Genomic DNA, 19,836 nt, shown 5'->3' on the forward strand with positions numbered 1-19,836 from the left:
TGCGTCAGGTCCGCGCGCTGGACCGCGACGACCGATAACAGGGCACCGCGAGGAGCGCCAGGCCGAAAGGCCCGCGCTCGGGCGCCGCCGCGCCGCCGCGCCGCCGCGCCGCCGCGCCGCCGCGCGATGCCCGAGCGCGGGTCCGGCGAGGCAGCCGCTCGCCCGCGTTCCGCTTCGACCCCCGCGGCCTTTGCGCTAGCTTTCCGCCTTCGATTCCGGTCTCGCCCCTGGCTCTCGCGTCATCGAGCGTACCGGCTGGAGCGCTCCCGCGAACAGGTGCCCTGATGTCCTCCGTGCCCGCCCCCAAGAAGAAGCGGTCCAAGAAGCGCGCGCCCTCCCTGCCCCGCCGGGACGAGGAGTGGATCGGCGGCTTCTTCTCCCTGCGCGCGTTCGTGCACGAGGGCGACGAGGCGTACCGCCCCGAGGCGGTCGTCTGGATGACCGAACGCGGCTTCGTGCTGAGCTGCGCCGCCCTGCGCCCCGGCGACGTCGTTGCGGGCGCGGTCGACAGCTTCGAGGCCGCCGCCACCGGCCCGCTGGAGGGGAAGCCGCGCCTGCCCGAGCGCGTGCGCGTGGCCTCGCCCGCGCTCGCGGACGCGCTGCGGGCGCGGCTCGACCCGGCCATCGAGGTCCGCGTCGCGCCGACGCCGGAGATCGACGTCGTGGCCGAGGACCTCGAGGCGCACCTCGGCGCGCGGGACGGCCGCCTGACCCCGAGCTTCCTCGGCGGCGGCATCGAGGCGCCCGCGATGGCGTCGTTCTTCCGCGCGGCGGCCGCGCTTTACCGCGCCACGCCCTGGAAGGCCGTGCCCACCGACGCGGACATCATGGCGCTGTCGATCCCGTCGCTCGGCGCGCGCGACCTCGCGCTGTGCGTCGTCGGGCAGGCCGGCCAGAGCCACGGCGTGCTCCTGTTCGAGAGCGCGCGCGGGTTCGAGCTCTACCTGGCCGAGACCGCGAAGCTCCCGGACGCGCCGCCCGCGTCGCTGCCGGCGAGCTTCTTCTCGCTGAGCTTCGACCGCGCGAGCGACCTGCACCCCGCGCTGCGCGACGAGGTCGCCGAGCAGCGCTGGGAGCTGGCCGGCCCGGACGCCTACCCCACGCTCGCGATGGTCGACGAGGACCTGATCGGCCGCAAGCCGACGCCGAAGGAGCTCACCGCCTCGGAGGCGCTCGCCCTCGGCCTCGTCGAGCTGATGAAGCGGCGCAAGGAGATCACGAGGGCCTTCCGCGGCGGCGCCCCGGTGGACGCGAGCTACGTGGTGGAGACGCACGCGGGCCCGGTGGAGGTGCTGTTCCGCGCGCCCCACCCGGAGCGGAGCTGAGCCGGCGGCGCGCCGCGGGCGAGCGGGGGCCGGAGGGGCCCGGCGTCAGCGCGCGACGAGCCGGTAGAGATCGGCGTTCAGGATGAACTCGCAGACGACGTTGCCGAACTGGAGGATGTCGCCGCTGCGGAGCGGGGCGCCGTCCCCGGCCGGCGTGAGGAGCCGGTCGTTCAGGAACGTGCCGTTGGTGCTCTTCCTCGCGTGGAGCATCGGGGTGTCCGCGACGACGGCCGAGATGTGCGCGTGGGCCTTTGATACGGAGGGGTCGCGCAGGACGATATCGCTGTTCGGGGCGCGCCCGATGGTGATGCGATCCTGCCAGGGGCTCTCCGGGCGCTTCGTCACCGGCAGGAGCTCGCAGCCGTGGGACGCGACGCTCATCGCCGACGAGATGCGGTGACGGACCAGGGCCGGTTGGCTGTGCGAGCCGGGCGAGGTGCCGGCAAAGACGGTCTTGAACGACGGAGGGGGCTGGTCCTCGGGGCCGAGCTCCCGGAGCAGCCACGCGTGCGGGTACCTCCGGTCGAAGGCCATCCGTGAGAGCGCCCGGCTCTGGGCACAAAGCGTCGCGAAGGTCAACATGACAAGATCTTCCCCGGGTTCCGTGCTGTTCGAGCAGGCGGCGCCCGGCCGAGCGACGCACCGCCCGCCCGTCGGGTCCCGATAGGCCTTTATACATCAGTCCACGACGGGATCACCGGGCGCCACGCCGCGCCCCTGATTGGGACCTCCGGCGCCGCGCGGACTACACCGTCGGGGCTCGCCACACCCGTGGGCAGGACGCCCATCGACGCGGCGCCGACCACGAATCGGTGTTTCTGCGACACGACGCCTCTCGTCAAGAACCGATATCCGGGTCGAGGCGACCTCCGGCGCAACCATCTTGTGCCGGAGAGGAGGACGACGCCGGCGGCCGCACCGCGTTCCGCTCCAGCGAGCACCGCGTCGCGAGCCAGCGCCCCAGGCCCGACGTCTGCTCCACGCCGCAGTGCCCCCCTCACCCCTGTCCTGCGCGCCACCCCGGCGGCGGCGCGGCCTCGCCGCCGCCGTCCGGGCCCGGGCAGCCGCCGGAGGGCCGCCCCACCTCGGCGCGCCCGCCGGGTGGTACGGAGCGACCTTTGCGACGGCGCCGCACACCGCCTCCACAGGCTCCCTCCGCGAGCGCGCTTCCCGGGAGCGCTCGGCGAGGCGGTTACGGTATGTTGCCGCCGTGACCTCCTCCTACAATGTCCAGCACGCGCCGGTCGGCGCCTTTGCCTCCTTCACGCTCGGCAGCTTCAACCGCCGGGGCGGGTTCGCCTCCCAGGTGGGCCGCCCGGGAGAGTCGAACCTCTACATCGGCTACCGCGAGGGCGACGGGGACTTCCTCTGCCTGCCCTACTTCGAGAGCCAGCGCGGCCCGGACGTCCCGTTCGGCGTCACCTTGAGCAACGACACGCGGATGCGCCGCGTCTTCGGCGACAAAGACATCCGCCGCGAGCTCGGGTGGGCGAGCGACACGATCCGCGCCGGGCGCCTGACGCTCGCGATCTACTCGCCGTTCGGCCCCATCCCCGACCCGCGCACGGCGCCGCCCGCCGAGGTCGCCGCGCGCTCGTGCCCGGCGCTCATCGCCCGCCTCGAGCTCGACAACACCGGCAGCGACAAGCCCCTGACGGGCCTCTTCGCGCTCGACGCGCCGAGCCTGCGCGACCTCGAGACCGAGAGCGACGGCCGCCTCGTCGGCGTCGCGCACGGCCGGCGCTGGGGCTTCGCCTGCCGCCCGGAGCCGGGCCTCCGCGCCTTCCAGGCCTTCACGCCCGAGCACGCGTTCGACGGCAGCGCCGACCGGCTGTTCCGCCTCGGCAAGACCGGCGGCCTGGTCATCGAGGTCCCGGCGGGGCAAAAGCGCGAGGTCTGGATCGCGCTCGGCTTCCACGACGCCGGCGCCATCACGACCGGCGTCGAGGCGCGCTACGCCTACACCCGCTACTTCCACCGGCTCGAGGACGTCCTCGCCTCCGCGCTCGACCGCCGCGAGGCGCTCGTCCGCGAGGCGGCCCAGCGCGACGCGGAGCTCGCGCAGTCGGCGCTCAGCCCCGCCCAGAAGTGGCTGCTCGCCCAGGCGACGCACGGCTACTTCGGGTCGACCGAGTGGCTGGACACGGCGCTCGACGACGCCTCGCCGCCCGCGCCGCTGTGGGTCGTGAACGAGGGCGAGTACGAGATGATGAACACCTTCGATCTCGCGATCGATCACCTCTTCTTCGAGCTGCGTTACGCGCCCTGGGCCGTGCGCAACATCCTCGACCTCTACGTCGATCGCTACAGCTACCGCGACCAGGTGAAGCGCCCCGGCGCGGGCGGCGAGCTCCTGCCCGGCGGGGTGTCGTTCACGCACGACATGGGCGTCAGCAACCACTTCTCGCCGGCCGGCGACTCCAGCTACGAGCGCCCCAACCTCGACGCCATCTGCTTCAGCTTCATGACGCACGAGCAGCTCACGAACTGGATCTGCTGCGCCGGCGTGTACGTCGCGCGCACCGGCGACAAGGGCTTCCTCGAGCGCCACCGGGGCCTCTTCGCCGAGCTGCTCGCGAGCCTGCTCCACCGCGACGCGCCGGAGCCGGGCGCGCGGACCGGCGTCATGGCGCTCGACAGCAGCCGCTGCGGCACCGGCGCCGAGATCACCACCTACGACTCGCTCGATCACTCGCTCGGCCGCGCGCGCGGCAACCTCTACCTGGCCGGCAAGACGTGGGCGTCGTACGTCGTGCTCGCCCACCTCCTCGAGCGCTGCGGGGACGCCCCCCTCGCCGCCGAGGCCAAGGCGGCTGGCCAGAAGGCCGCGCGCGCGATCGTGTCGGCCTTCCACGAGCCGTCGGGCTACATCCCCGCCCTGCTCGACCGCAGCTCGACGAGCGCGATCATCCCCGCGATCGAGGGGCTCCTCTACCCGCACGTCATGGGCTTGCTCGACGAGGCCGAGCACGGCGAGCTCGTCCGGGTGCTCCGCCGCCACCTCCACGCCATCCTGAAGCCCGGGCTGTGCCTGTTCCCCGAGGGCGGCTGGAAGCTCTCGAGCAGCAGCGACAACTCCTGGGCGAGCAAGATCGCGCTCTGCCAGCACATCGCGCGCGCGATCTTGAAGGCCGATCTCCCCGACCCCGAGCGCCACGAGGAGGCCCACGTCCGCTGGCAGATCGAGGGCTCCGGCTACTGGGCCTACTCCGACCAGATGCAGCGCGGCGTGCCCGTCGGCAGCCGCTACTACCCGCGCGGCGTGACGGCCATCCTCTGGCTGGACGAGCCCGCGGCGGGGGCGGGGCGGAAGGCCGAGGGGCAGTCGTGAGGGTCCTCATCGTCGGCGGGACCGGCCTCATCTCGACGGCCATCGTGCAGCAGCTCCTCGAGCGGGGCGATCGCGTCACCCTCTACAACCGCGGCGTGACGGCGCGGCGGTTCGAGGGGGACGTCGAGGTCATCGCCGGCGATCGCTGGAAATACGCCGAGTTCGAGCGCGAGATGCAGCAGCGCACGTTCGACGCCGTGATCGACATGGTCGCCTTCGCCCCGGAGAACGCCGACTCGCTGCTGCGGGCGTTCTCGGGCCGCGCGGGCCACCTGGTCGTCTGCTCGACCGTGTGCGTCTACGGCGGGCCGCTCACGCGCTCGCCGGCGACCGACGACGAGCCGCACCGACCGGTGACGAAGTATGGCCAGAACAAGTCGCGCATCGAGTCGACGCTGCTCGCGGCGAACGGCCAGAACGGGCTCAAGACCACGATCTTGCGCCCGTCGTTCACGACCGGCGAGGGGCACACCGCGCTCGGCGCGCTCTATTTCGACGACTCGATGGCCGATCGCGCCCGTCGCGGCCTCCCGCTCATCGTCCACGACGACGGCACGACGCCGTGGGCCATCGCGCACGTCTCCGACGTGGCCCGCGGGTTCGTGAACGCGCTCGGCAACGACAAGGCCTACGGGCAGGCCTACCACCTCACGAGCGACGAGCACACCACGTGGGGCGGCGTCTTCGCCGCGCTCAAGGAGGCCGCCGGCGGCAAATCCCCTGTCGTCTCGATCCCGACCGACTGGCTCTACGAGGTCGCGCCGCGCCGCATGGTGGGCGTCAAGTTCATCTACCAATACGGGTCGATCTTCGACAACGGCAAGGCGGCGCGCGACCTCGGCTTCCGGACCACGGTGCCGCTGGTCGAGACCTTCCGCCGCCAGATCGCCTGGTCGGAGCGCGCGGGGACCTACCGGCGCGCGGACGAAGAGCCGCTCCAGGACGTCCTGCTCGACGCGTTCACCCGGGGCCAGAAGCCCGCGCCGGGGCAGGTGCACGACTTCAACCCGTGGGGCAACGAGCCCGAGTCCTGATCCCTGCTGCCGCCGTCGTCCGACAGGCCGCCTCGCCGCCTCACGGAGCCTCCCACGCGAGCTTTCGGGTGGGAGCGCTCCGGTAGCGCGGGCGCGGCCCGGGCGGCGCTCCGGCGGGCGCCACGCCGGCCGGGGCGCCGCGCCGGCCGCCGGACGGCCCGCGTCAGGGCAGGTTCTCGAGGGGATCGATCTTGCCGACGCCCGCGTGCGCGAGGACGATCGCCTTGACGTCGGCCGACCTGTCGAGCGGGTAGTCGTACGGCGCCGCCCAGGTGCAGTCCGCGCCGGACGCCTGCGTCCCCGTGGTCTCCTCGAAGAGGTTGTCCTTGCGATCCGTGCCGCCGGCGTCGCTGTCCAGCGTGGTGATGGGGTTCTTCACCTTGTAGAAGTGGTTGCCCTCGACCCGCAGGCAGGCGCCGACGCGCGAGTTGACCCCCGACGTGGGGACGTTCTCGAAGTAGTTGTTGAACACGTGCCCGTTGCCGCCGCGGTAGCTCGGGAGGCGGGAGTTCACGTTGTTGATATGGTTATGATGGAACGTGATGCGGCGATCGCTGTCGTCGTTGTCCGACGAGCCGACGAGCATGCCCTTCCAGTGATCGTGCAGGTAGGTCCACGAGATCGTGATGTTCGAGGATTCGTGGGTCACGTCGATGAGGCCGTCGTACTTGTCCTTGTCGGAGTTCACGGCGGGCGAGTCCGCCCAGAGCTCGCAGTGGTCGATCCAGACGTTGTGGCTCTCGTCCAGGTGGATGCCGTCGCCGTTGACGCTGCTGGCCAGCACGTGGTGGATCTTCAGGTTGCGGATGATGATGTTGGACGATCTCCTCAGGTTGAGCCCGATCCCCTGCATCTCTCCGCTCGACCCGACCCCCACGATGGTCTTGTTGGAGGCGACGTCCACGTCGTCGCCGCTGCCGCTGATCTTGCCGGTGATCTGGATGATCAGGGCCTCGTCCTTCGCGACCTCGGTCCGGAGCGCGTCGAGCGAGCTCACGGAGACGACCGCTCCGCCCTTGCCGCCGGTGGTGCCGCCGTCGGTCGTGGCGTAGCCGTAGAGCCTGAAGTCGGCGCCGCCGGGGCTGCTGCCGCCGGTGCCGCTGCCGCCCTCGCCGCTGCCGGAGCCGCCCTCGCCGCTGCCGGAGCCGCCCTCACCGCCTGAACCGCCCTCGCCGCTGCCCGAGCCGCCCTCGCCGCCGGAGCCGCCCTGGCCGCTGCCGGAGCCGCCCGTGCCGCTGCCAGACCCGCCCGTGCCGCTGCCGGCGCCGAGCCCGCCGGAGCTAGCGCTGGTGGTGGAGCTGACGCTCCCGCTGCTCGTCGGCTGATCGTCGTTCTCTTCCGGATCCGACGCATCGGAGCCGCACCCTGCCGTCGAGAGGCCAGTGATGCCGAGCGCGATCAGCGCAGCCCAAGCGACTCGAGAATCGAACTTCATGCGCAAGTTACCTTTCCGTGATGAGCCAAGCAGCGCGCGCGACGCGGTGGAGAAGCCGGACAGCGCACGGGCCGTTCGCGGGAGCTTCTCAGCAACGCATGTGCCATCAGCGCACGACGCCTCGAGGCCGCCCGGATCGCGACCCTTCACGGCATTTTTCCGCCGCGACAACGGCAGCGCGCCTCCGCTTCTCCGGCGGCATCCACAACGCCGCAACGAGCCTGTCAACCGCAGGTTGACACCGTGGACACGTGAGGCACCGCGTCATCGACCCTGGCGCTGACAGACGCGGTGACGCCAGGCGCCTCGTGCGCCACCCGGGCTCGCTGCCGCGGCGCTCCTCGCGGGTCTCAGGGGCCGATTCGTACGAGCGCGATCCAGTCGAGCTTGGACGCGTCCTCGCGGCACCCGAACGTGACGACGTGCATCCCGGGCTCGAGCGCGAACTCGAGCAGCGCCCCTGTATCGTCTTGCGAGTCGCGCACGTAATCTTCGTGGAAATCGGCGCCGCTGAAGTCGTACCTGTATGCGGGGTCCGGCGCGTTGTCCACGCTGACCCAGAACGAGTTGTCCACACCGTCGGCGGGCCCCTCGGCGACCCTGGCCCTGATCCGGTAGGTGCCGGCCTCGCTGATCTCGAAGGAGCAGTCGACCCGGGAGGACTTGCAATCCTTCTCGGTCTCGGGGACGGCCACGTACTGCCCGCCGCTCGCCAGCGGGTCCTCCACACGCACGAAGAGGCCGGAGAGCTCGCATAGCGCATCGTCCTCGGCCTCGACCGTGATCCTGGGGTAGCCGCCGTCGCCGCCCCCGGTGGAGGACGACGATGTGTCCCACGCCACGGACAGCCCCTCGAGCGAACAGCCGCAGATCAGCACCGGCAAGAGCGCAACCCAGCGTCGCCACCGCGATGGACGCGCGTCGAAGACCGTCGCGCGCGCCGGGGAAGCTCTCCCCACGTCACCGGCCGCACGACGTCTCGACTCCGCCCGAGGCTCCGAGATCGCTTTCACCTCCGACGACTTTAGCAACACACGTACCGCGAGCGCGACACAATCTTTCGCGCCGGGACGCGCCACCGGGGCGCTCAGGGCGCCTCAGCGCGCGGCGGGACGCGCGTAGTCCTGCGCGCGGAACAGCACGCCGTGGACCTCGCCGTCGACAAGCGCCGGCACGAGCGCGCCGGGGAGGACGGACTCCACGTCGTTCGGCGCCTTGGGCCCGCCGAGATCGGTGCGCAGCCAGCCCGGGTCGAGGAGGTTCATCAGCACGCCTGTGCCGCGCAGCGAAGGGACCGTGTCGCGCACGAACTTGTCGAGCGCGGCCTTCGACGCCGCATAGGCCATGAGCTCCGGCTGGTCCTGGATCCCGGAGGTCACCTGGATGATGCGGCCCCAGCGGCGCTCCAGCATCGTCGGCAGCAGCCGGTACGTGATCCGGATCGGGCTGATGACGTTCACCTCGAAGCTGAGCCGGTAGTCCTCCGCCGGCGTCTCCGTGGGCGAGGTGCGGAACGGCGTCATGATGGCGGCGTTGTTGAACAGGATGTCGATCCCGCCCGACGCGGCGATGGCCCCGTCGAGGATCCGGTCGACCGCCGCCTGGTCCGACAGCTCCCCGGAGACGGCGCTCACCCGGATCCCCTTGCCGGCGAGCTCGCCCTGGAGCTCCCGCGTGTGCGCCTCGTCGCGGCTGTGCAGGACGAGGTTGCAGCCGAGGCCGGCCAGGCCCCGCGCGATCTGCTTCCCGATCCCCCGGCTCGCGCCGGTGACCAGCGCCCACTTTCCACGAATTTCCACCGTCATGGCGGCGGCTTATGGCAGAGCCGAGCTCGCCTGGCACCTCAAAAGCGCGGCGGACGACGGGCGTCGCGCGGCGGCCGCACGGCCGGGCGCCGAGCGCTCCTCCGGTGCTGCCCCAGCAGCACGCTTTGCTGATCGCGTGCTGCTGGAGCAGCAGCGCCCGCCGGCCTCCGCCGGGGCGACATGCCTGTAACCGCGCGAAAGACAACGGTTTCCTGCGTGGCACGGCGGCTGCCAGGGGCCTGCGGTTACATCCCGGTGCGTTCGTCTCGCCGGCGCCCTCGGCACCTGGAATCGGCCAGCGCTGTCCCAGGCGCGCCGGAAGGCGCCCGGAAGAACCTCCCATGATCAGGCACACCCCCTTCACGAGGATCCGCTCCGGGCTGCTCGGCTGCGCTGCGCTGGCGTGCGCCCTGTTCGGCTGCGACCGCGGCGGCGGTGAGCCGGGCGCCGCGATCGCACCCGATACCGCCGCTCCGGCGCCGGCGCAGGACCGGCGCGAGGCCGGCGTCGTCCGCCTCGGCTACCAGAAGATCGGCACCCCGTATCTCCTCAAGGACCGCGCCGACCGCCTGAAGAAGGCGCTCGAGGCGAAGAACGCCCGCGCCGAGTGGATCGAGTTCCCGGCCGGGCCTCCGCTGCTCGAGGCGATGCGCGCCGGCGCCGTGGACGTCGGCCACGTCGGCGAGACGCCCCCGGTCTTCGCGCAGGCGGGCGGCGTGCCGTTCGTGTACGTCGCCACCGACCCGCCGGCCCCGAAGGCCGAGGCGATCGTCGTCCCGAAGGACTCGCCGATCACCAGCGTCGCGGGCCTCAAGGGCAAGCGCGTCGCGGTCAATCGCGGCTCCAACGTGCACTACCTCCTGGTCCGGGCCGTCGAGGGCGCCGGTCTGACGCTCGACGATCTCCAGGTCTCGTTCCTCGCGCCGGCGGACGCGCGGAGCGCGTTCGAGAGCGGCAAGGTCGACGCCTGGGTGATCTGGGACCCGTTCCTCGCCGCGGCGGAGCTCGCCGGCGCGCGCGTCCTCCAGAGCGGCGAGGGGCTCGTCGACAACCACCTCTTCTACGTGGCCCGGCGCGAGTTCGCCGAGCAGCAGCCGGAGCTCCTGCGGCTCGTGCTCGAGGAGTACCAGGCCCTGAGCGCGTGGGAGCGCGAGCACACCGAGGAGACCGCGCAGATCCTCGCGCAGTCGTCGGGCGTCGCCTACGAGGCGTTCCTCACCTCCGAGCGCCGGCGCGCGTTCGGCCTCCTGCCGATCACGCCCGAGATCCTGAAGAAGCAGCAGGGCATCGCCGACACGCTCCACAAGCTCGAGGTCATCCCGCGCGCCGTCCGCGTGGAGGACGCGTTCCTGCCGGCGGCCGCGTACGGGGGCGTTCGATGACGGCCGGCCGCGCGCCGGGCGCGCTCGGCCGGAGCCTGGCCCCCTGGATCGCCCCGCTCGCGCTGGTGCTCGTCTGGGAGGCCCTGTCCCGGCTGCAGGTCATCCCGAAGAGCCTGCTGCCCTCGCCCTCGGAGGTGGTGCTGGCCGCGGTGCACGCCACGAAGAGCGGCGGCCTCCCGGCGCACCTCGGCGTCAGCGCGCTGCGCGCGCTCGGCGGGCTCGTCATCGGCGCCGGCATCGGGCTCGTGCTGGGCCTCGCCACGGGGCTCTCGCGCGCGCTCCAGCTCGTCGTCGACGGCCCCCTCCAGATGCTCCGCGCCATCCCCGCGCTGGCGCTCGTGCCGCTCGTCATCCTGTGGTTCGGGCTGGGCGAGACGGCCAAGCTCTTCATCGTCGCGGTGACGGTGCTCTTCCCCGTCTACCTGAACACCTTCCACGGCGTGCGCAGCGTCGACCCGCACATCATCGAGATGGCGCGCGTCTACGACGTCCGGGGGCTCGCGCTCTACCGCGAGGTCATCCTCCCCGGCGCGCTCCCGTCGATCCTGGTGGGCCTCCGCTTCGCGCTCGGGCTCTCGTGGCTCGTGCTGATCGTCGCCGAGACGATCGGCGCCACGCAGGGCCTCGGCTACGTCGCGATGAACGCGCGGGAGTTCATGCAGATGGACCTGCTCGTGCTCACGATCGTGCTCTGGGCGCTCCTCGGCAAGCTGGCCGACTCCCTGGCGCGCTGGGCCGAGCGCCAGCTCTTGCCCTGGCAGCCCCGGCTGCAACGCATGGACGCGGGGTGAACATGAGCGTGTCGAAGGAACACCACAGCGGCGCCCGGGTCCTCCTCGAAGGGCTCGAGAAGCGGTTCGGCGACAAGGCTGTCCTCTCGGGCATCGACCTCGACGTCCAGCCTGGCGAGCTCCTGACCATCGTCGGGCGGAGCGGATCGGGCAAGAGCACCCTGCTCCGCATCCTGTGCGGCCTCGAGCAGCCCACGGGCGGCGCCGCGCGCGTCCTCTCGCCGGAGGGCGTCACGGGCGCCGCGGCCGTGCGCGTCGTCTTCCAGGAGCCCCGGCTGATGCCGTGGCGCACCGTCCTCCAGAACGTCTGCATCGGCCTGCCGAAGGCGCGCCGCGAGCGCGCGCGCGACGTCCTCGCCCGGGTCGGCCTGCTCGATCGCCAGGACGACTACCCCGGCGTGCTCTCGGGCGGCCAGCGGCAGCGCGTCGCCCTCGCGCGCGCGCTCGTCCACGACCCCAAGGTCCTGCTCCTCGACGAGCCGTTCGGGGCGCTCGATGCTCTGACGCGGATCGGCGCGCAGCGCCTCGTCGAGTCGCTGTGGGCCCAGCACGGCTTCACGGCCATCCTGGTGACCCACGACGTCCAGGAGGCGGTCCTGCTCGGCGATCGCGTGCTGGTGGTCGACGAGGGCCGCATCGCCGAGAGCGTCGCGGTCGACCTGCCGCGGCCCCGCGCCCGGGAGCTCCCGGAGGTCGGTCGCCTCACCGGCGCGCTGCTCCGGACGATCCTCGCTTCAGGCGAGGGCCCGCCCACGCCGCCCCGCTCGCGCGCGGACCTCCCGCCGCCCGTGGCGGCGCCCCTCCTCGCCGGCGCGGAGTGAGCGCGGCTGGGAGGTCAGGCGAAGCACCCCTTCAGGCGCGGATCGGTCCGGAGGATCGCCTCGACCTCGGACACGCAGTCGCGGGACGAGAGGACCGTGTAGTAGCCGGGCTTGATCTCCGGCGCGACGCGGACCGCCTCGAGCCACTCGTCGAGCGAGAACGGGTCGGCCCGGATCGCCTCCCAGAAGCCGGTCGCGTCGAGGACGGCGGCGATGAGGTCCGTGTCCCGCCCCTGGAGCTGAGTGACCACGTAGGCGGCCGTGCCGACCTGGAGGCCGTGGAGCCGCGGCCGGCCGGAGGTCTGGTCGAGCGCGTGCGAGATGAGGTGCTCGCTGCCGCTCGCGGGCCGGGACGACCCGGCGATCTCCATGGCGATGCCGTTCAGCATGAGCGCCGTCGCGAGCAGGCGCATGCCCTCGAGGTCGCGCCGGGGGCGCGCCATGAACTGGAACACCGTCGCGTCCGAGAGCAGGGCGGCGAAGTCGTTGACCGGCTCGCCGCGCGCGTGGAACGCGAGCTTCCAGTCGTGGACCGCGGTCACCTTGGCCGCGAGATCGCCCACGCCGGAGAGCCACAGCACCTCCGGCGCGCGCAGGCAGACCTCGGTGTCGACCACCACGCCGAACGGCACCGCGCACGGGAGCGAGCGGCGCCTCCCGCCGACCGTGAGGCTGGCCGAGGGGCTGCAGAAGCCGTCGTTCGAGAGCGAGGTGGGCACGGCGAGGAACGGCAGCCGGGCGAGGGACGCGAGGTATTTGGCCGTGTCGAGGGCGCGGCCGCCGCCGAGCCCGACGATCGCGTCGCACCGCGGAGGGAGCGCGGGCAGGAGCGCCGAGGCCTCCTCGACGCTGGCCGAGGCGACCTCGCGCCGGGCCACGACCTCGATCGCCTGCGCGTCCAGGCCCTCGCGCATCGCCGCCTCGATGGCGGCCGGCGTCCCCTCGCTCGCCAGCAGCACGACGTGGCGGCGCGCCGCCCGCGCGAGGTAGAGCCCGCTGCGCGGGAGCGCCCCGGGCTTGATGCGCACCAGCGTGGGGATGCCGATCTGGGTGGCAGCGGGCATGCGCGGGTCTCCTAGGCGCGCCGCGGCGCGGCGGCCAGTTCCGCGGCTCAGAACTCCCGCCAGGGCTCTGCCTCACGAGCGATAGAGAAATAAACGCAAAGGCGCAAAGGTGCAAAGGCGCAAAACTACAAATCTTTTTTGCGTCTTTGCGCCTTTGCGCCTTTGCGTTGAACTCTCGCTCCGGATCCCTGGCCGGCCTTCTGGCGGGCGGAGCTAGGCCCGCCGCCGCGCCGCGGCGCGCTTGCGGCCGACCTCCAGGCCGCGGCCGAGGCTGCGCAGGACGAGCAGGTCCTCGCCGAGGTCGACGTCCACGAGCGCGCGGGCGACCTCCGGGCGGACGCCGGTCAGGATCGGCCGCGAGCCGAGCAGCTGGATCGCGCGGGCCAGCTGCTCCAGGGCGGCGGCGCCGTCCGGATCCAGCGCGTCGGCGCCGGTGACGTCGAGGACCACGTAGGACGCCCGCTGCGCCACGATCGCGGGCAGGAGCCGCTCGCCGAGCTCGCCGGCGCGCTCGGCGTCGAGGCGCCCGATGAGCGGCACGGCGAGCGTGCCCCGGCCGACGTCGAGGATCGGCGCCGAGAGCGTGAGGATTTGCCGCCGCTGCTCCTCCACGAGGGCGAGCGAGCGGTTCAGCTCGTCGATGAGCCGGCCCTGCTGCTCGATCTGCCCCTCGGCGCGCCGCTGCGCCGTGACGTCGAGCTGCTGGACGAGCACCGCGCGGCCGCCGGTCACGGGATCGGTCGTGGGGCGCGCCTCCACCCGGTGCCACCGCTCGCCCTCGGTCGTGAGGACCTTGAGCTCCCCCGACCAGGGCTCCTCGGCGTCGATCGCCCCGCGGATCGCCGCGCCCGCCTCCTCGTCCGGGAACACCGCGTCGATCTGCAGCGCGTCGCCGAGGGCGCGCAGGGCCGCGGGGTTGTGGAAGAGCGCCTTCCCCGCGCGGTCGACGAGGCTGACCAGCACCGACGAGTGCCGCACCGCCTCCACGCCGCGGACCATGGAGGCGTCGACGTCGGAGGACTGCGGCAGCGCCTGGAACAGGACGGCGAGCCGCCCGTCGTCGAGGCGGATCGCCTGGCCGTGGAGCGTCACCGTGGCGGGCGTCCCGCGCGGGTAGAGCGTCCAGTCCTCCACGACGGTGCCGCCCTCGGCGACGACGCGCACGTAGCCGTCGAGCCGCGCGCGGACGGCCGGCGACAGGTCCGAGAGATCGCGGGCGTAGAGCTCGGTGCGATCGGCCGCGCGCCAGAACTGCACGGCCTTGGCGTTGGCCCAGGGGAAGCGGTACCGGTCGTGGTCGTAGACCCAGGTCGGCAGGATGGACAGCTCGAGGGCCGACAGGCGCTGGTCGAGGGACGTCATGTCGTGGCGGCACGTCATACGACGCCCTCGACCGTCCTGCACGCAGCATCAGTGATGCGGCTGGTTCACGTACGGGTCGCTCCCCGCCGCTGCATAGCCGGCCACGGACTGGCTGCTCGAGTCGACGGCCAGCTTGCACGGGCTCCGGTGGGTCACGTTGGAGTTGTAGAACTGCACCGCCTTGATGTCGGGATACCGCTTCAGGGCGTCGACGATGCCGCGCATCCACTGGCCCTTGCGGTTCGGGTCGGCCGGGTCCTCGTGGCTGGAGAACTCGCTCAGGATGTACGGTTTTTCGCCGTGCCAGGCCATCTGCGCGGGCGCGTGCATCCAGTCGTAGTGGCTCCCGAACGTGGTCGCGGGATCTTTCCACCCCGATCCGTTGCACTCGTAGAAGTTGTACGGATCGTATCCGATCCAGTCGACGTAGGTGTCTCCGGGGTAGAGCGCGGGGAGCCGGGCGCGGGTGCCGCTCCAGCCCATCGGGGTCCAGACCCACACCACGTTGGTCGCGCCCGCCGCGCGGAACATGTCGACGATGCGCCGGTACGCGGCGACGTAGTCGGCGTCCGGGCCGTCGGCGCTGTGGACGTCGGTGTTGTCCATCTCGTGGTCGAAGGCGATCATGAATTTCCCGGGCGCGTTCTTGGCGCGCTCCGCGGCCGCCCGGATGACGGCGTCCTGCGAGCCGTTCGCGATCTCGGTCCACGTGACGTTCTGGCCCGCGGAGTAGCGGCGCGACTCCCAGGACAGGTGGACGATGTACCCTTCGTTCATCTGCGCCGCCTCGAACCTGTCCGGGAAGACGCCGTTATCGGTGGTCCCCCAGTCGTGGTAGCGGTACACGATGTCGAGCTTGCGGCCGGCCTTCGCCTCGAAGTCCTTGATCGCGAGGCCCCAGTCCCAGCCATAGCTCCTCGACGAGTTGTACGCGCCCCACCAGGCGCCGTTCCTCGGCACGAGCTTGTCCGACACGACGGGCTCCTCGTCCGGCGGCGTGCCGCCGTCGTCGTCCGGCGTCGTGACGTCGATCCAGACGATCGACGAGACGAGCGAGCCTGTGCCGGCGGTGTTCTGGAAGACGAGCTCGGTCCGCAGCCGGTCGCCGTTCGCGACGGCGAGGCCGCCGAACGTCTCGCTCAGGTTCTGCTGGCTCGCGCTGAGCGCGCGCGCCGGGCCGGAGCCGAGCAGGGTGTCGCCGTCGTAGAGGTGGACGCGCACCGTGCCCGCGCCGCCGTTGATCGCCCAGGCCTGGTAGTTGACGACGACCTGGCGCGCGCCGCCCGCCGGGGCGCCCGAGTAGCCGAGCGTGAGCGACGCCGTGGCGGCGCCTGGCGCGCTCCGCGCGAACGTGCCCCCACCGTCGCTCGCCGCGAACGAGGTGCCGTCGTCGACGAGCTTGAAGATGGGCGCCGTGCCGCCCCCACCCCAGATCTTGTCGAGCGCGACGTCGCTCGTCGGCGCGAGGCTCGCCGTCTGGGCCACGGCCGACGCGAGCTGTTCCGACGGCTCCGTTCCGGCGAGCTCTCCCGAGCTGCAGGCGGCGAGGAGCGCGGGCGCGGCGCAGAGGAGGAGTCGCACATCGAGCAAGGCAAAGCGGGTTCGAGAAGTCATCATAGGAGGATAGAGAAAGCACACATCGATCGACGGGCAAGACTTTGATTGAATTTCGCGCCTTCTCCAGCCACGCTGCACGCAGAGGGCTCAATAGGATGCCTTGTCGGACATCGCGCTCACCGCGCCTGGCCGCGCCGATCCCTGGGGCTTTCGCGCAGCGCCTCTTCAACACGCGCGCACGCGCGCTGGACTGTTAAATAGTGTGATGATCAGGAGAAGAGTTGTAGCCGCCGCGCCGGCGGCGCTCCGGGCGTGTGCGGGCCTCTCGTCCGTCGTCCGCCGCCCCTCGCCGGCGGCGTGTCGTCGGGCGCCGTGGGCCCCGCTCAGCCGGAGATCCGCGACAGGAGCTCGAGCAGCTCCTTCACCGCGTCCAGCCGGGCTTTCCGGGCGTCCCAGGACGAGGCCATCGTGGCGACGCTCGTCCGCCTCGCCGTCTCCCTGGCGATCTCCGCCTGCCGGCGCGAGCGCGCCTCGTCCTCGATCTGCTGCTGGCGCGCCCTCGCGGTGCCGCCGGCCTCGGCGAAGGCGAGGAGCTGCGGGAGCTCGCCCCGGTCGAACCAGGTGCCGTGTTCCCTGCAGATGTCGACGATGATGCCGCTCTTTCCGGCGAAGTTCTTGCGGTTCATCGGCTGGCCGCAGGCCGGGCAGCGGACGTAGCGCACGCGGACGTCGACGTGCTCCGGGCGCCGCGGCGGCCTCGGCGCGGCCGCGCCGTAGCTCTCCCGGCGCTCCAGGAGGTCGCGCAGGAGCGCGTGGTCGACGAGCTGGCCGCCGCATCGGCCGCAGTCGCGCAGGAGGCCAGTCGCGGCGCGGAACGCGGAGAAGGGCACGCCGCAATCGGAGCAGAGGAGCGCGTCGAGCTCCGCGATCGGCTCCAGGCCGAGCTCGTGCCCGCATCCGTCGCAGCGCTCGGCGTCGGGCAGGTTCAGCAGGTAGCAGCCGCCGCAGCGCACGGTGGCGAGCGGCCCTGCGCACCCGGGATAGCAGCGCCCCTCGGCGTTGATCAGGAGGCCGCAGCGCGGACACGTGCGCATCGCCCCGATGCTAGGCGATGGGCGCGCTCGCGAGAAGCGGCGGCGGGGCTCAGCGCACCCGGAGGGGGCGCGCCGAGGGGCGGGAGCTCCGGTCTCGGCCGCCGGGCGGTGTGCTGGAGCGGCGCACCACCTTCCGGAGCTCCTCGACGAGGTACCCCAGGGCGACGTCCTCGTCGTGGAGCACGACGACACTGTCGTTGTGCTCCTCACGCAGGAGCCGGTTCACCTGCAAGGCGCCGACGGCGGTCCGGACGACGACGGCGACGGCGGCGAACTCCTGGACGAGCATGCTGCGGGTGCGCATCGTCGCGGCCTCGAACGACGGATCGTTGTTCATGGCAGGCCGGCGGAGGTCGATGAGGTGACCGAGGCTCTGGCGATCGAGCGATTCGTAGACCTGGAGCGCCTCGGTGTGGATGCGGATGAACTCGTCGGGGGAGGCGTACGGGAGCTCGGAACGGGTGCTCCGGACGATCGAGCGCTCCTGATCGAGCGAGACCGTCAGGTAGTCGTTCTGCAGCAGCGCCGTCATGCCCAGCAAAGGATAGCGGGCCGGCGGCGCGCTGGCACTGAAAAGCTCTGCCGGGATGGCGGCTTCGCGTGAATCGGGAGCGAGGTGTCGGACCGGGCGGGAGCGTCGGCGCGGTCCGGCACGAGCGGGCGGCCGCGTTCCCGTGGCGGACCGCGACGTCTGGGCCGCGACGCAGGAGACGGGGCGTTCCCGTTGCCCGCCGGCGGCGGCGGGGACTAGGCTGCCACACCGTGGTCAAGCTGAAGCGCCTCAAGATCCACCGCTACCGCAACGTGGAGCCATGCGAGCTCATCTTTAGCGACCGCCGCAACGTCCTGCTCGGCCCGAACGGCGCCGGGAAGACGACGCTCCTCTCGCTGATCTCGAAGATCCTCAGGACGAACCTGAGCGACCCGGGTGATCCCTTCTCGATCGAGGTCGAGCTGACGTTCCCTCAGGGGTCGCTGATCGGGAAGATCGCGAGCCGGGAGCCGGAGGTCGATCCGGCGGAGCTCTTGGGTCTCTCGACGGTGGTCCGCGCGGCGCACAAGAGTGCTTATGCCGCCCGCGAGGTGCTGGACTTCGATCTTGTCCTGACGTTGGCAGCCCATCGGGAGACGGTCGCCATCCGTGGTTCGGGGGACACGGTTACCCTCCAGGGCGCAGACTCCAGCGAAGAGTGGTCGCTTGATCAGTTCAAGAGCCCTCCGGACCTTCTCGCTCAAATTGCAATCATTGCCACACTCAAGCGCGACAACAATCGCATCGATCTCCGACCCGACCTCAGGAACGCATGCCGGTTCGACGAATCGCTCGATGCATTTCACGCCTTCACCGCGGGACAGAACGAGACCACACACTCGAACAGCGATCTACGGCCAAGCATTCTCGCAATCCATTTTCCCAGGCTTGCGACAACCCATGTTCACCCTGCACGTGGCGTCGTACCCGTCGGGATTCTTGAAGGACTGAAGATCGGTCTGCCTGAGGGCGCGACCGACTACTCCATGAATCACGAGCAGCTCGCCTTCTTGTCCGAGGTGGTCCGTCTGCTCGGCCTGCGCTCGGCCACCGCAAAGCTCGAGCTCATCGGCAAGCGCTTGCAGACAGCCCCGCCAGCCGAGTACCTTGAGCTCGGCAACCTCAAGTTCTGGTTCACCCGCCGCGACGGCTCGATCTTCCAGGACCAGCACCTGAGCTACGGCCAGAAGCGCCTCCTCGCCTTCCTCTACTACCTCGACGCGAACCCCAGCTTCGTCATCGCCGACGAGCTGGTGAACGGCCTCCACCACGCGTGGATCGAGGAGTGCATGACCGCCATCGGCGACCGGCAGGCGTTCCTCACCAGCCAGAACCCGCTCCTGCTCGACTACCTGACCTTCGAGTCCGCCGAGCAGGTCAAGGAGAGCTTCATCCTCTGCCGCAACCAGGCCGACGGCGACCGCGAGCGCATGATCTGGCGCAACATGACCGACGACGAGGCCGACATGTTCTACCGCGCCTACCAGGTCGGTATCGAGCATGTCGGCGAGATCCTGCGGACGCGGGGGCTCTGGTGAGCGTCGCCCGCTGCTCGTTCCTGGTGCTCGGCGAGGATTCAGGCGAAGGAGCGCACGAGACGCTGGTCGCGCTCGCGAAGAACATCTTCCGCCTCGTAGACAGCAATTATGACTGGCAGCATATCCGCTTCGAGCCACCGGAGGACGGCAACCTGCGCCTCGTTCTCCGTGGCAACGAGTGGAAGAACCGGAACCACCCGAAGCGCCGTGACCTCATGGGTTACATCGCCACGAAGCTGCTCGAAGGAGATCGCGCCTTCGTGATCTACCACATCGATGGAGACCGCCGCTGGGCAGAGCGCGAGACGAGCGAGAACGTAGAAAAATTCCGCGACTTCATCGAGATCGACGTACGCCGCTTCATCGAGCATCGGCGCCAACGCAGCGGTCGCGCGGCGGCCGGCGAGCTGGCGCTGTCTCAGCTCCTTCTCCTGGTGCCCTACTACAGCATCGAGGCCTGGCTCTTCCAGAACACACGCGCCGGAATTCGGTTCTGCGAAGAGAACCCGGCGTGCCGGGGAAAGCACGTCGATATCTTTCGAGCATGGGCTGATGATCGCAGCGCTCTCGACGACGTGTGGCAGCCCAAGGAGCAGATATGCTTCAAAAGCCGACACAATCGCCAGCTGGCCGAGAGCCTCGACGTGGAGAACGTCTACTATGCCGGCCAATCCCTCCACCACGCCGTCGACGCGCTCCACCAGAACGCCTCGCTCCTCGCCGCCCTCGCCGCCACCCGGCCCGCCTGACCCGGCCGCTCCCCCC

Annotated in this window: 17 protein-coding genes; 8 read left to right on the forward strand and 9 right to left on the reverse strand. The window is 71.4% G+C overall.

The window, feature by feature from the left end; all coding sequences use genetic code 11:
• Window positions 1–284 precede the first annotated feature (284 nt).
• Complete coding sequence (locus WMF26_RS28525) at window positions 285–1,325, forward strand: hypothetical protein (protein ID WP_437331578.1); 1,041 nt, start codon at window positions 285–287, stop codon at window positions 1,323–1,325.
• Between the two features lie 45 nt (window positions 1,326–1,370).
• Here WMF26_RS28525 and WMF26_RS28530 read toward each other — a convergent pair whose 3' ends face one another.
• The gene (locus tag WMF26_RS28530) at window positions 1,371–1,907 is read right to left on the reverse strand and encodes an FHA domain-containing protein (RefSeq protein WP_437949342.1); all 537 of its coding nucleotides are present in this window, start codon (window positions 1,905–1,907) and stop codon (window positions 1,371–1,373) included.
• 628 nt (window positions 1,908–2,535) lie between these two features.
• On the opposite strand from WMF26_RS28530, the gene WMF26_RS28535 reads away from it, so the two are divergent.
• On the forward strand, window positions 2,536–4,656 hold the full coding sequence (locus WMF26_RS28535) for a glycoside hydrolase family 52 protein (protein WP_437995249.1): 2,121 nt from the start codon (window positions 2,536–2,538) through the stop codon (window positions 4,654–4,656).
• The gene (locus WMF26_RS28540) at window positions 4,653–5,690 is read left to right on the forward strand and encodes an NAD-dependent epimerase/dehydratase family protein (RefSeq protein WP_437331581.1); all 1,038 of its coding nucleotides are present in this window, start codon (window positions 4,653–4,655) and stop codon (window positions 5,688–5,690) included. The genes WMF26_RS28535 and WMF26_RS28540 overlap by 4 nt, the downstream gene beginning before the upstream one ends.
• Window positions 5,691–5,853: 163 nt before the next feature.
• Here WMF26_RS28540 and WMF26_RS28545 read toward each other — a convergent pair whose 3' ends face one another.
• From WMF26_RS28545 to WMF26_RS28555, 3 genes are all read right to left on the reverse strand, one after another.
• Window positions 5,854–7,125 (reverse strand): pectate lyase family protein, encoded by a 1,272-nt coding sequence (locus WMF26_RS28545; RefSeq protein WP_437995250.1) that lies wholly within the window; start codon window positions 7,123–7,125, stop codon window positions 5,854–5,856.
• 350 nt (window positions 7,126–7,475) lie between these two features.
• Window positions 7,476–8,003 (reverse strand): hypothetical protein, encoded by a 528-nt coding sequence (locus tag WMF26_RS28550; protein ID WP_438002458.1) that lies wholly within the window; start codon window positions 8,001–8,003, stop codon window positions 7,476–7,478.
• A gap of 219 nt (window positions 8,004–8,222) precedes the next feature.
• Window positions 8,223–8,930: an SDR family NAD(P)-dependent oxidoreductase gene (locus WMF26_RS28555; RefSeq protein WP_437995251.1), complete on the reverse strand. Its 708-nt coding sequence runs from the start codon at window positions 8,928–8,930 to the stop codon at window positions 8,223–8,225.
• A 341-nt stretch (window positions 8,931–9,271) separates the two neighbouring features.
• Between WMF26_RS28555 and WMF26_RS28560 the strand changes: the two genes are divergently transcribed.
• The 3 genes from WMF26_RS28560 to WMF26_RS28570 are packed head-to-tail and all read left to right on the forward strand — an operon-like array spanning window position 9,272 to window position 11,924.
• Window positions 9,272–10,312, forward strand: a complete 1,041-nt coding sequence (locus tag WMF26_RS28560) for a sulfonate ABC transporter substrate-binding protein (protein ID WP_437995252.1) — start codon at window positions 9,272–9,274, stop codon at window positions 10,310–10,312.
• On the forward strand, window positions 10,309–11,103 hold the full coding sequence (locus WMF26_RS28565; protein ID WP_437331585.1) for an ABC transporter permease subunit: 795 nt from the start codon (window positions 10,309–10,311) through the stop codon (window positions 11,101–11,103). The genes WMF26_RS28560 and WMF26_RS28565 overlap by 4 nt, the downstream gene beginning before the upstream one ends.
• Window positions 11,104–11,105: 2 nt before the next feature.
• Complete coding sequence (locus tag WMF26_RS28570; RefSeq protein ID WP_437995253.1) at window positions 11,106–11,924, forward strand: ABC transporter ATP-binding protein; 819 nt, start codon at window positions 11,106–11,108, stop codon at window positions 11,922–11,924.
• Between the two features lie 14 nt (window positions 11,925–11,938).
• Here WMF26_RS28570 and WMF26_RS28575 read toward each other — a convergent pair whose 3' ends face one another.
• The 5 genes from WMF26_RS28575 to WMF26_RS28595 all read right to left on the reverse strand — a co-directional run bounded on the left by WMF26_RS28575 (window position 11,939) and on the right by WMF26_RS28595 (window position 17,533).
• Window positions 11,939–12,988, reverse strand: coding sequence for an iron-containing alcohol dehydrogenase family protein (locus WMF26_RS28575; protein WP_437995254.1), 1,050 nt, complete (start codon window positions 12,986–12,988; stop codon window positions 11,939–11,941).
• A 213-nt stretch (window positions 12,989–13,201) separates the two neighbouring features.
• Entirely contained in the window at window positions 13,202–14,350 is a 1,149-nt protein-coding gene (locus WMF26_RS28580; RefSeq protein WP_437995255.1) for an STAS domain-containing protein, read from the reverse strand.
• A gap of 48 nt (window positions 14,351–14,398) precedes the next feature.
• Complete coding sequence (locus tag WMF26_RS28585) at window positions 14,399–15,931, reverse strand: glycoside hydrolase family 26 protein (protein WP_438002459.1); 1,533 nt, start codon at window positions 15,929–15,931, stop codon at window positions 14,399–14,401.
• Window positions 15,932–16,290: 359 nt separating this feature from the next.
• Window positions 16,291–17,001, reverse strand: coding sequence for a zf-TFIIB domain-containing protein (locus tag WMF26_RS28590; RefSeq protein WP_437995256.1), 711 nt, complete (start codon window positions 16,999–17,001; stop codon window positions 16,291–16,293).
• A 49-nt stretch (window positions 17,002–17,050) separates the two neighbouring features.
• A complete protein-coding gene (locus tag WMF26_RS28595) occupies window positions 17,051–17,533 on the reverse strand; it encodes a hypothetical protein (protein ID WP_437995257.1) in 483 nt (160 codons plus the stop codon).
• Window positions 17,534–17,763: 230 nt separating this feature from the next.
• On the opposite strand from WMF26_RS28595, the gene WMF26_RS28600 reads away from it, so the two are divergent.
• Together WMF26_RS28600 and WMF26_RS28605 are read left to right on the forward strand one after the other, a co-directional pair.
• The gene (locus WMF26_RS28600; RefSeq protein ID WP_437995258.1) at window positions 17,764–19,071 is read left to right on the forward strand and encodes an AAA family ATPase; all 1,308 of its coding nucleotides are present in this window, start codon (window positions 17,764–17,766) and stop codon (window positions 19,069–19,071) included.
• The gene (locus WMF26_RS28605; protein ID WP_437995259.1) at window positions 19,068–19,820 is read left to right on the forward strand and encodes a hypothetical protein; all 753 of its coding nucleotides are present in this window, start codon (window positions 19,068–19,070) and stop codon (window positions 19,818–19,820) included. Before WMF26_RS28600 ends, WMF26_RS28605 begins: the two co-directional genes overlap by 4 nt.
• The last annotated feature ends 16 nt before the right edge of the window (window positions 19,821–19,836 follow it).

The organism is Sorangium sp. So ce185 (assembly GCF_051526825.1).
Lineage (GTDB): Bacteria > Myxococcota_A > Polyangia > Polyangiales > Polyangiaceae > Sorangium > Sorangium cellulosum_D.

What these genes read in the sequence shown, in the direction of transcription:
- WMF26_RS28525 (WP_437331578.1), top strand. Translation starts at nt 285, where the DNA reads ATGTCCTCCGTGCCCGCCCCCAAGAAGAAGCGGTCCAAGAAGCGCGCG.
- WMF26_RS28530 (WP_437949342.1), bottom strand. Translation starts at nt 1,907, where the DNA reads ATGTTGACCTTCGCGACGCTTTGTGCCCAGAGCCGGGCGCTCTCACGG.
- WMF26_RS28545 (WP_437995250.1), bottom strand. Translation starts at nt 7,125, where the DNA reads ATGAAGTTCGATTCTCGAGTCGCTTGGGCTGCGCTGATCGCGCTCGGC.
- WMF26_RS28555 (WP_437995251.1), bottom strand. Translation starts at nt 8,930, where the DNA reads ATGACGGTGGAAATTCGTGGAAAGTGGGCGCTGGTCACCGGCGCGAGC.
- WMF26_RS28560 (WP_437995252.1), top strand. Translation starts at nt 9,272, where the DNA reads ATGATCAGGCACACCCCCTTCACGAGGATCCGCTCCGGGCTGCTCGGC.
- WMF26_RS28565 (WP_437331585.1), top strand. Translation starts at nt 10,309, where the DNA reads ATGACGGCCGGCCGCGCGCCGGGCGCGCTCGGCCGGAGCCTGGCCCCC.
- WMF26_RS28570 (WP_437995253.1), top strand. Translation starts at nt 11,106, where the DNA reads ATGAGCGTGTCGAAGGAACACCACAGCGGCGCCCGGGTCCTCCTCGAA.
- WMF26_RS28575 (WP_437995254.1), bottom strand. Translation starts at nt 12,988, where the DNA reads ATGCCCGCTGCCACCCAGATCGGCATCCCCACGCTGGTGCGCATCAAG.
- WMF26_RS28580 (WP_437995255.1), bottom strand. Translation starts at nt 14,350, where the DNA reads ATGACGTCCCTCGACCAGCGCCTGTCGGCCCTCGAGCTGTCCATCCTG.
- WMF26_RS28590 (WP_437995256.1), bottom strand. Translation starts at nt 17,001, where the DNA reads ATGCGCACGTGTCCGCGCTGCGGCCTCCTGATCAACGCCGAGGGGCGC.
- WMF26_RS28595 (WP_437995257.1), bottom strand. Translation starts at nt 17,533, where the DNA reads ATGACGGCGCTGCTGCAGAACGACTACCTGACGGTCTCGCTCGATCAG.